The organism is Thermoanaerobaculia bacterium (assembly GCA_035260525.1).
Classification (GTDB): Bacteria; Acidobacteriota; Thermoanaerobaculia; order UBA5066; family DATFVB01; genus DATFVB01.
Genome location: DATFVB010000033.1, coordinates 1 through 10,870 on the forward strand (window position 1 = coordinate 1; position 10,870 = coordinate 10,870).

Consider the following 10,870-nt stretch of genomic DNA (forward strand, 5'->3'; position numbering starts at 1 on the left):
CCCGGAGGGCGCGCGGACATTGCGGCCGCAGACGGCGTTGCGAGCCGCGCCCGATGCGAACGGCATCGAATCGCGTCTCGCGTCTGGTCTGCAACCGCAAGCCCCGCGCGCGCAACCCCCAGCGCTCCCCGGCGGGGCTCCGACCCTCGTCCGCAAGCCGCGGGTGCAAATGGCCCGCTATTTCCGGGCCGGGGCACTTAGCGCGCCCGGTTCATTTGATACGATCGCCGGCCATGCCCGTGCCGAGCGAGACCACCGTCTTCTACCGCAATCTGCGGTGGCTGCGCTTCGTCGACACGTTCGGGCGGCGCGGGGCCGGCATACTCGACTACCTCGGGGGTCTCGCGGAAATGACCGCGCGGGCCGTCGCCGGCGTATTCGGGAAGCCCTTCTACGCGCAGGAGATCCTCCACCAGATGGATGAGAGCGGCGTGAAGTCGCTCGGGATCACGAACGTCACCGCGCTCTTCACCGGGATGGTGCTCGCCCTCCAAACCGCCTATTCGCTCGCGGCGTTCGGCGGGAAGCTCTTCATCGGCCGCGTCGTGTCGCTCTCGCTCGTCCGCGAGCTCGGCCCGGTGCTGACCGCGCTCATGGTCGGCGGCCGCGTCGGCGCGGGGATCACCGCCGAGCTCGGCTCGATGACGGTGACCGAGCAGGTGGACGCGCTCCGCGCGATGGCGGTCTCGCCGACGAAGCGGCTCGTGACGCCGCGGCTCATCGCGGTCTTCCTGATGCTCCCGATGCTCACGGCGCTCGCCGACCTCCTCGGAATCCTGGGCGGCCTGCTCATCGCCGTCACGGAGCTTTCGATCTCGGCGTCCTTCTACTTCAACAGCATCTGGAACCAGCTCCGCATCTCCGACATCGCGAGCGGCCTGGGAAAATCGTTTTTCTTCGCGATGGAGATCGCGCTGATCGGCTGCTACAACGGGTTGAACGTCAAGGGGGGCGCGGCCTCGGTCGGGACCGCGACCACGCGCACGGTCGTCTCGGCGTCGATCTCGATTCTCGTCTCCGACTTCTTCCTGACGAAGCTCTTCCTCGCGCTGTGACGACCGACGCCGCCGCTCCGCCGCCCGCGACGGGCCCCGCCATCGACCTCGTCGATCTCCGGAAGACGTACGAGGGAAGGGCCGTGCTCGCGGGCGCTTCGCTCACGGTCGAGCGCGGCGAGACGATGGTGATCCTCGGGCCGTCCGGCACCGGGAAAAGCGTGCTCCTCCGGCACATCAACGGGCTCACGAAGCCCGACTCCGGACAGGTGTTCGTCTTCGGCCAGGACATCGTCCCGCTGTCGGAGGAGGACCTCGCTCCCGTGCGGCTCCGCGCCTCCATGCTGTTCCAGGGAGGCGCGCTCTTCGACTCCATGAACGTGTTCGACAACGTCGCGTTCCCGATGCGTGAGCACGCCGAGATGAGCCCGAAGGAGATCAAGGACCGGGTCGCCGAGAAGCTCGGGCTGGTCGGCCTGCCGGGGACCCAGCGGAAGATGCCCGCCGAGCTCTCGGGGGGGATGCGCAAGCGCGTCGCGCTCGCGCGCTCGATCGCGCTCGACCCGGAGATCATTTTATTCGACGAGCCGACGACCGGGCTCGACCCGATCAACTCGGAGAAGATCAACGAGCTGATCGACGATCTGAACGAGCGGCTGAAGGCGACGTTCGTCGTCGTCACCCACGACATCGTCTCCGCCCGCGTGATCTCCGACCGCGTCGCGTTCCTCCACGGAGGGACGTTCGAATTCGTCGGGACGTTCGCCGAGGCCGCGCGCGGCGCCCACCCGATCCTCTCGGATTTCTTCCGGTCCCAGGGCTTCCCGGCGGGCACGTCCGCGTCCTCGGAGGCGTGGTCGGCCGCAGAAGGAGACTTCGCATGACGGCTTCGAGCGACATCGTCCGGCGGCGCTTCCGCGTCGGCCTCGTGGTCTTCATCGCCCTGCTCGCCTTCGCGACCGGGATCTTCATGGTCGGACGCCGCGCGAATCTCTTCACGCGGAAGGTCGACTACCGGATCCATTTCCAGTCGGCCGCGGGGCTCACCGCGGGCAACGCCGTCCGACTCGCCGGCGTGACGGTCGGCAACGTGACCGAGGTCGCGCTCTCGGAAAAGCCGGGCGACAGCACGGTGACGGTGACCGTCTCGATCGAGCGCAAGATGACGTCGCGAATCCGGACCGACACGACCGCCTCGATCAAGACGATCGGGTTGCTGGGCGACAAGTACATCGACCTGCAGGGAGGCTCGGAGACCGCCGCCGAGATCGCGCCGGAGGGCTGGATTCCGGCGGCGAAGGAGGCCGGCATCGAGAAGCTCCTCGCCGGGGGCGAGGGCCTGCTCGGCGATCTCACCGAAATCGCGCGGTCGCTGAAGGTGATCCTCGGAAGGACCGAGAAGGGGAAGGGCCTCCTCGGCGAGCTCACGAGCGACTCCGCCGAGGGACAACAGATCGGGACGAATCTCAACCAGACGCTCCGGCAGCTTTCCGTGACCCTCGGAAAGATCAACTCCGGCAAGACGCTCGCGGGCAAGCTCCTCGCCGACGAGCGCTACGGCCGCGAGACGGGCGACGCGCTTCGCCGGGCGATCGGCTCCGCGTCGCGCACCTTCGGCCTGATCGCCGACGACCTGCAGAACGGGAAGGGCGCGCTCCCCGCGCTTCTGGCCGACCCCGAGGGGAAGAAGAAGGTCTACGCGCTGATCGACAACCTCTCGCAGGCCGGCGTGTCGCTGGCGCGGGTGTCGGCCGACCTCGACCGGGGGAAGGGGCTCCTCCCGGTGCTCCTCCACGACCAGGAGTTCGCGTCCGACTTCCGCCGGCGCGTCGGCGACCTGACGCAGCACCTCGACTCGATCTCCGAGAAGCTCGACCGCGGGGACGGATCGGTCGGAAAGCTCATCAACGACCCCGGGCTCTACGACGCGGCCAACGACATCGTCGTCGGCATCAACGACTCCAGGCTCCTGCGGTGGCTGATCCGGAACCGCCAGAAGCACGGGATCCGGAACCGCTACGACCGCGCGGTCGTCAAAGAGAAGGGGGCGCCCCCGCCGGAGGCGCCGGAGGCGCCGCCGCCGCCCGAGCCTCAACGGTGAGGCTTCTCGTCACGGGAGGAGCCGGGTTCATCGGATCGCAGCTCGCCGACCGGCGCCTCGCGGCGGGCGACCGCGTGACGGTGATCGACGATTTCAACGACTACTACGACCCGGCGCGAAAGCGCGCCAACGTCGCGGCGGCGCTCTCGAATCCCGCGTACCGTCTCGTCGAGGGGGACATCCGCGACCGCGCGCTCGTCTTCTCCCTCTTCCGCGAAGGCGAGTTCGACGCGGTCGTGCATCTGGCGGCTCGCGCCGGCGTGCGCCCCTCGATCCAGGACCCGGTCCTCTACGAGGAGGTCAACTGCGTCGCGAGCATCCACCTCTTCGAAGCCGCGGCGCGCCACGGCAAGCCGAAGTTCCTCTTCGCGTCATCCTCGTCGGTCTACGGGGTCAACTCGAAGCTCCCGTTCTCCGAGGAGGACCCGATCTCCCGGCCGGTCTCGCCGTATGCGACGACGAAGCGAAGCGGCGAGCTCCTCGCGTTCAACTTTCACCACCTCGACGGCCTCGACGTCTTCTGCCTGCGGTTCTTCACCGTCTACGGGCCGCGCCAGCGGCCGGAGATGGCGATCGCGAAGTTCGCCGACGCGCTCGAGCGCGGGACCGAGATCCCGTTCTTCGGGGATGGGTCGTCCCGGCGGGACTACACCTACATCGACGACATCCTCGACGGCGTCGAGGCGGCGATCGAGCGGTGCCGGGGTTTCGAGATCGTGAACCTCGGCGGCGCGCACCCGATCTCGCTCGCCGAGCTCGTCGCGCTCCTCGAAAAGGCGACGGGCCGCCGCGCGATCCTCCGCCGGCTCCCGGACCAGCCCGGCGACGTGCCGGCGACGTACGCCGACGTCGAAAAAGCGCGCCGTTTGCTCGGGTACGCGCCGAAGGTCCCGATCGAGGAGGGGCTCGCCCGGTACGTCGCGTGGCGCCGGGCCGGCGCGGCGTGAGGAAAGTCTTTTCGGAGAATGCGATGAACATCTGCATGGTGGGGACCGGCTACGTCGGGCTCGTGACGGGCACGTGCCTCGCCGATTTCGGGATGAACGTGGTTTGCGTCGACGTCGACGAAGCCAAGATCCAGGCGCTCCGGAACGGGCAGATCCCGATCTACGAGCCGGGCCTCGAGGAGCTCGTCGCGAAGAACGAGCGAGCCGGCCGACTCTCCTTCTCGACGGACTTGAAGAGCGCCGTCGAGAACGCGCTCGCGATCTTCATCGCGGTCGGAACCCCCCCGCTCCCGGACGGCTCCGCCGACCTTTCGTACGTCCGCCAGGTCGCCGAGTCGATCGCGGACCACGCCAACGGCTACAAGATCGTCGTGACGAAATCCACCGTTCCGACCGGCACCGGGAAGATGATCGAGGAGATCCTGAAGGGGCGCAACGGAAAGCACGAGTTCTCGGTCGTCTCGAACCCCGAGTTCCTCCGCGAGGGCTCCGCCGTCGCCGATTTCCTCCGGCCGGACCGCGTCGTCATCGGAACGCGGGACGAGCGGCCGGTCGCGATCATGAAGGAGATCTATTCCCCGCTCTATCTCCTCGAGACGCCGATCATCGTGACCGACGTCGAGTCGGCGGAGATGATCAAGTACGCGTCGAACGGGTTTCTCTCCGTGAAGATCTCCTTCATCAACGAGGTCGCGTCCCTGTGCGAGCTCGTCGGCGCCGACGTCCACGCCGTCGCCCGCGGAATGGGGCTCGACAAGAGGATCGGGCCGAAGTTCCTGCATCCGGGGCCGGGGTTCGGAGGCTCCTGCTTCCCGAAGGACACCCAGGCGGTCGCGGACCTCGCGCGCAAGTACGGCGCGCGCTTCGAGATCATCGAGGCCGCGATCGCCGCCAACGAGAAGACGAAGGCGAGGATGATCGAGAAGATCGAGGCCGCGGCCGGCCCGCTCGCCGGCAAGACCGTGGGCGTCCTCGGAATCTCCTTCAAGCCCGCGACCGACGACATCCGGGAGTCGGCGTCTCTTCGCATCATCCGCGACCTCCAGCAGCGGGGCGCGTCGGTGCGCGCGTTCGACCCCGCGGCGATGGAGAACGCGAGGAAGGCCCTCGACGACGTCTGCTACGGCCGGGACGCGTACGACTGCGCCGCCGGTTGCGACGCCCTCGTCCTGGCGACGGAGTGGAACGAATTCCGCGCGCTCGATTTCGGCAAACTCGAGAAGGTGATGAAAGGGCGGGTCCTCGTCGACCTCCGTAACGTCTACGAGCCGGAAGAAGTGCGGGAGCTGGGGTGGACGTATGCGGGAGTCGGTAGAGGTTAGCGCGGACCCGACGCACCTGATCCCTGAACGGAATCGCCGATACGGGTGGAGACGTCTCATCGCCTCGAACTCACTGGTGAGCGGCCGCCATTGCGCTTTTTGCTATTCTCCGGGGCGACCCGCGATCCGGCGGATGGCAAACGGAAAGGACATCGCATGCGCGTTCTCGTCACGGGCGGAGCCGGCTTCCTCGGGAGCCATCTCTGCGACCGTCTCCTGGCCGAAGGTCACGACGTCATCGCGATGGACAACCTCATCACGGGAAACACGCGGAACATCGCCCACCTGATCGGCCGGCCGAGCTTCACCTTCATCCACCACGACGTGACGAACTACATCTACGTCGACGCCTCGCTCGACGCGGTCCTGCATTTCGCGTCCCCCGCGTCGCCCATCGACTACCTGTTGCTCCCGATCCAGACGATGAAGGTCGGCGCGCTCGGCACCCACAAGGCGCTCGGGCTCGCCAAGGAGAAGCGGGCGCGGTTTCTGCTCGCGTCGACGTCGGAGGTCTACGGGGATCCGCTCGTCCATCCCCAGCCCGAGTCGTACTGGGGAAACGTCAACCCGATCGGCCCGCGCGGCGTGTATGACGAGGCAAAGCGCTTCGCCGAGGCTCTCACGATGGCGTACCGCCGGAGCCACGGCGTCGAGACGCGCATCGTGCGGATCTTCAACACGTACGGCCCGCGCATGCGGCCGAAGGACGGCCGTGTCGTACCGGCGCTGATCGGCCAGGCGATCGCGGGCGAGCCGATGACGGTCTTCGGCGACGGGTCGCAGACGCGCTCCTTCTGCTACGTCGACGACCTGATCGACGGCATCTACCGGCTCCTGATGTCCGACGAGCCCGAGCCGACCAACATCGGGAACCCCGCCGAGATGACGGTGCTGGAGTTCGCGAAGGTGATCCGGAAGCTCACCGGGACGGCCTCCGAAATCGTCTTCGAGCCCCTCCCGACCGACGATCCGAAGGTTCGGCAGCCGGACATCTCGAAGGCCCGGCGCGTCCTCGGCTGGGCGCCGCGCGTTCCGCTCGAGGAAGGGCTCGTGAAGACGATCGAGTATTTCCGGGAGCTCGCCGCAGAGACTTCGGCGGCGGCCGCGTCGCGCTGAGCGTTCAGGAAATCCGCTTCTCTTCGACCCGCACGGCGTAACAGTCGCCGCGGATCCTCCCCAGCCGGATTTCCAGGCGCCCCGCCGCGGGCCTGAGCTTACTCTTGCCTGACTATATCGACCGAGATCTCCACCGCCGGAATCGTTCCTCTGTTCTCGAGCCAGTGTGTGGTGTTCCTATCCTCGGGCCAGCCGACTCCCGGACCGTAGTCCGTAGCGACTCCATTTCGATGGTCAGTGATCGTTCCTTGCAGTATGAAGACGGTGCCCGGTCTGTCTTTATGGTCGTGAAGCGGGCCGACGACGCCTCCCGGCTCGATGGTCACCATCCGCATTCGAAGTTTGCGCCCGGCCATGCCCTCGATCTCAGGGCCGAGGTCAACCGTTGCAAGTAACTTCACCGTAACGCCTTTCGTCTCGGGCGCCACCTGTTCGTTGCTCATCGTGCTCTCCTCTCTGTACTTCCAGGGCATAACGATCCGAGCTCCCGCCTTCGCACGAGGCTCAGCCTGCCGCGAGCAATGCGTGGCGGGCGCAGCAGGCCAGCGGCGCGCACGCCAGTGCGCAAGCTTGCCACGCCGCAGCCTGTCCGGCGAGCGACGGCGTGTCCGCTGCAAAGAGGTCCGGGGTGCTGGGGCTCCGGAATCTCCAGATCACGGCTAGATAGGACTGCAACGCGACAGCTCGGACGACGCGGAGTCGCCGGCAGGCTGACCGCCGCCTTCCGTCAACGCAACCCCATCAGTCCTTCGACCGAACGCATCCGCTTCGCGGGGTCGTAGCCAACGCCGTTTTTGAAGACGGCCTCCACTCTCTCGAAGTCGTGAATGTTCGTCGCCCGGTTACCGGCAAGGACCACCAGATCGGCAGCCCGTCCGGCCGCTATGGAAACGAGCGCCGTGAGTCCGTCAAATCGACAGTCCAGCGTCGCCTTCGAGCACCGATGTCTTCAGCTGCGGGCGCTCTCCGCTCTTCCACAGTGCAGCCGTGTGTAAAACCCGATACCTGATGGGCCCCCCGTCCGGTCTTTCACTGCGCGCAATGGGGCGCGGAATGCAGACGAACTCGGTGCGCATCTCGTCGGCCGTCAGCCGCACCTTCGCGTACCCGTGTCCTCCGAGATCGACGAACTCGAGGTGCGGCGCGAGATCCGGGTTGGACAAGCCCCTCGCGCGCTTCAGGTCGAAGCTCTTCGCATACTCGAGGCACGAACGGACGCCGTGCCGGAGAAGCATGTTGTTGGTCCAGTCCGGCGGCCCCGCCGCCCTGTCCGCGAGAAACAGCGGTCGGAGCGGAGCGTCCTTCGGGAGATTGTGCTCCTGCGCCTCCATGGCGCCGGGGCTCGTGAGCGACCCGCCGACGAAGCTCAGGCCGACGGGGTCGAACTTCCCGGGTGGAAGCTCGGCGGCCGCATAGCCGGCCCAGAAGCTGTGGAGGTCGCCCGAGACGATGGCGAAGCCCGACACCTTTGAATCGCGCACGAGCTGGTAGATCTCGGCGCGCTCCATGAACGCGGTGCCGTAGTCACCGCCGCTCATGGCTGCGTACCCGCCGTCCGCAGGCCAAGGCTCCCTGGTGAGACCCGGGGGCAGGTTCTGCGGGTCGGCGCGGTGGTCGAGCGTGCCCTGGGAGTTGGCCCAGATCTTCCACGCCGCCGTCGAGCTCCGGAGCTTCTCCTTGAACCACGCCTTCTGCTCCGCCCCGAGGATCGTCTGCGGCGGCGCGTTCCGTTGCGGGTTGGGGACGTGCGCGTCGTTGAAGCGGATCTCCGCAGGAGGATTGCCACCGTTGAAGGCGCGCCCGCCGTCCAGAACCCGCATCAGAGCCTCGGGAAACATGGCGATGAACTCCTCGCCGCCGAGCTTCCCCAGCGACGGATCGCTGAAGCAATCCGCGCTGCGGTAGCTGTGCTGGTCGGTGATGATCACGTCCAGGTTCCGGCCATAGCGCAGCGTCCGGTAGGCTTTGAGGCTGTTGATCGCCGTCAGGTTGTTCGGCTCCATCCCCAGCCCGTTGCCGTCGAACTCCTTGATGGGAACACCGTCCTTCACGGCGGGCGGACCGAACTGGTCGAGCGAACCGCTCGGCGGCGCGACGCGCGCGGGGAGGTATTCGAACCAGGCCTGATTCGCCGCGATCTTGATGCTCGGGGCGGGCTGCTCGAACTTTCCCGCCTTGACGGTGCTCTGCCAACCCTGCCAGGAGAACTCGTGGTTGTCCCAGATGCAGACGAACGGCCAGCGCGCGCGAGCGTCCTGGAGGTCGGGATCGACGAGATAGCCTTTGTAGATGGCCCGGTAGCCATCGACGGTCAGCGGGATGTGGAAGTTGCCGACCTTGTGGCCGTCTGGGATGCGCGCAACCTCATAGATCGTGCGGTCGTAGCGAGTCTTGACCTCGTCGGGATACTCGACCACCTCGTAGATGAAATCGCCGAGGTGCAGGACGAAATCGAGTTGCTCGGCGGCGGGAGCGCGTTCATCTTCGTAAATCATCCGGCGATAGGCGTTGAGCTTGCCCTCGTTGACATCCTGACAGCTCACGAATGCGAAGTTCACTGTGCGCGGATCGTTCGGCAACGGCGCCGTGATCGTGCGGCCGACCCGGCTGCCGTTTCCGTCGCTGTCGGAAAACCGATACCAGTAGGTGCGCGCCGGCTCGAGTCCGCCAATCAGAACGCGCGCGGTCCAGTCCGCGGCGCTCGAGACCGGTGCCTGCGCGTGCGCAATGACTCGGCGGAATGCCTCATCCTCGGCGACCTCGACGGTCAGGAACTGGCGTGTGCCCTGGGCAAACGGATGCCTCGTCCACAGGATGACGCTGTGCGGATCGGGATCGCCCGAGGCAACCCCTTGGGGATAGAGATCACGCCGCTCACGCCAGTGGACGCGCGAACCTCGAGCCGGTCCGACCCATGCGAGCGAAGCGCCCATTCCTGCCGCAGCTTTGAGAAAGGATCGGCGGCTGATCTTCATCGTCTCACTCCGTCCGGGCAGCAGTTGGCGTCCCTCAGGACTCGGACGCGAACCCGCCACGACAAGTACTCTACTCCTCCGTAAGTTGCATGGCGCGAAACACTTCGATCAACCCGGACGATCCGGCAATCTGAACGCCGGACGTCGTCGCCGGCGGCCCATCGCCGGACGGGACTAGCTGAGCCGGCTCATACTTCCAGGCCCGCCTGTTTCAGCTGGAGGTCTCCTGTCCGAATCCTTACGAACCAAGGGTCTCCCGGCCGCTAACGACTTGAGTTCAGCGGCAGGCGCGCATGCGCCTGTCCGCTGCAAGGATGAGATGGACTCCTCCCTTCGATTCGGCATCATCGTGCCATTCGATTCGGAGTCATTGCAGCTCCATTCGAAAGGAGGAATCCATGGAGAATCCTACGACGATCGCGGTGGACCTTTCCAAGACCTTCTTCCAGATCTCGATCTCGACCGTCCCGGGCCGCGTCAATGAGAGGATGCGCCTGACCCGGCCGAAGTTCGTCTCCTTCCTCGCCACGCGGCTGCCGGCAGAAATCGTCATGGAGGCCTGCGGCTCGGCCCACTTCTGGGCCCGAACCGCCCGAGGGCTCGGCCACCAGCCTGTTCTGCTTCCAGCCCACTACACGAAAAAATACGTCCTGCGCGACAAGCACGACCGCGCCGACGCCGACGCGATCCTGGAAGCGCGCCGCCGCGAGGCGATCCGCCCCGTCCCGATCAAGACCGTCGAACAGCAGACGATCGCCTTCTTCCACCGGATGCGCTCCTCCTGGATCCAGACCCGCACGGCCAGGATCAACGCGATTCGAGCGATCCTTCGGGAACTCGGCAAGGTCATCCCCGTAGGTCCGAGAAACGTGGTTCCCCATCTGCCCGAGCTCATGGCCGATATTCCCGAAGCCCTTCATCCTGTCCTGCTCGCCATGGCCGACGAGATCCGGCAGCTCGAGTCGAGCATCAAGGACGCCGACCGGCAGTTGAAGGCGCTCCTCGTCGACTCCGACGGCGCCCGATCGCTCCTGTCGGTGAGCGGCATCGGCCTGATCACCTGCTCGGCCATGATCGCCTTCGTCGGATCCCCTTCCCGCTTCCGCCCCTGCCGCGCTTTTAGCAGCTACCTCGGTATCACGCCTAAAGAGCACTCGAGCGGCGCCAAACGCCGGCTCGGCTCGATCAACAAGGAAGGCGACACCTACCTGCGTACCCTGCTCATTCACGGCGCCCGCTCCGTTCTGGTCGCCGCCAAGCGCTCGAAGAATCCCGACCGCCTCCAGGCCTGGGCGCTTCGTGTCCAGGAGCGTCGCGGCCACAACCGCGCCGCCGTGGCTCTCTCCAACAAGATCGCTCGCATCGCCTGGGCCGTCTGGTCCAAAGGCACGCTCTATCAGCCCCGCCCGGCTGC

General features: G+C 66.7%; 9 protein-coding genes. 7 read left to right on the forward strand and 2 right to left on the reverse strand.

Going from position 1 to position 10,870, the window contains the following annotated elements; genetic code table 11:
• Positions 1-233: 233 nt before the first annotated feature.
• From VKH46_01290 to VKH46_01315, 6 genes are all read left to right on the forward strand, one after another.
• Positions 234-1,055 (forward strand): ABC transporter permease, encoded by an 822-nt coding sequence (locus tag VKH46_01290; GenBank protein ID HKB69445.1) that lies wholly within the window; start codon positions 234-236, stop codon positions 1,053-1,055.
• Entirely contained in the window at positions 1,052-1,879 is an 828-nt protein-coding gene (locus VKH46_01295) for an ABC transporter ATP-binding protein (GenBank protein HKB69446.1), read from the forward strand. Before VKH46_01290 ends, VKH46_01295 begins: the two co-directional genes overlap by 4 nt.
• Positions 1,876-3,096, forward strand: coding sequence for an MlaD family protein (locus VKH46_01300; protein ID HKB69447.1), 1,221 nt, complete (start codon positions 1,876-1,878; stop codon positions 3,094-3,096). Before VKH46_01295 ends, VKH46_01300 begins: the two co-directional genes overlap by 4 nt.
• Entirely contained in the window at positions 3,093-4,043 is a 951-nt protein-coding gene (locus VKH46_01305; protein ID HKB69448.1) for a GDP-mannose 4,6-dehydratase, read from the forward strand. The genes VKH46_01300 and VKH46_01305 overlap by 4 nt, the downstream gene beginning before the upstream one ends.
• A gap of 23 nt (positions 4,044-4,066) precedes the next feature.
• Complete coding sequence (locus VKH46_01310) at positions 4,067-5,365, forward strand: UDP-glucose/GDP-mannose dehydrogenase family protein (GenBank protein ID HKB69449.1); 1,299 nt, start codon at positions 4,067-4,069, stop codon at positions 5,363-5,365.
• 156 nt (positions 5,366-5,521) lie between these two features.
• Positions 5,522-6,481, forward strand: coding sequence for a UDP-glucuronic acid decarboxylase family protein (locus tag VKH46_01315; protein ID HKB69450.1), 960 nt, complete (start codon positions 5,522-5,524; stop codon positions 6,479-6,481).
• A 98-nt stretch (positions 6,482-6,579) separates the two neighbouring features.
• Here the strand turns inward: VKH46_01315 and VKH46_01320 are convergent, their stop codons facing one another.
• Positions 6,580-6,924 (reverse strand): cupin domain-containing protein, encoded by a 345-nt coding sequence (locus VKH46_01320; protein ID HKB69451.1) that lies wholly within the window; start codon positions 6,922-6,924, stop codon positions 6,580-6,582.
• A gap of 465 nt (positions 6,925-7,389) precedes the next feature.
• A complete protein-coding gene (locus VKH46_01325; GenBank protein ID HKB69452.1) occupies positions 7,390-9,456 on the reverse strand; it encodes an alkaline phosphatase D family protein in 2,067 nt (688 codons plus the stop codon).
• Positions 9,457-9,854: 398 nt separating this feature from the next.
• Between VKH46_01325 and VKH46_01330 the strand changes: the two genes are divergently transcribed.
• Positions 9,855-10,870, forward strand: a 1,016-nt coding sequence (locus VKH46_01330) for an IS110 family transposase (GenBank protein ID HKB69453.1), incomplete at its 3' end; no start/stop codon positions are given.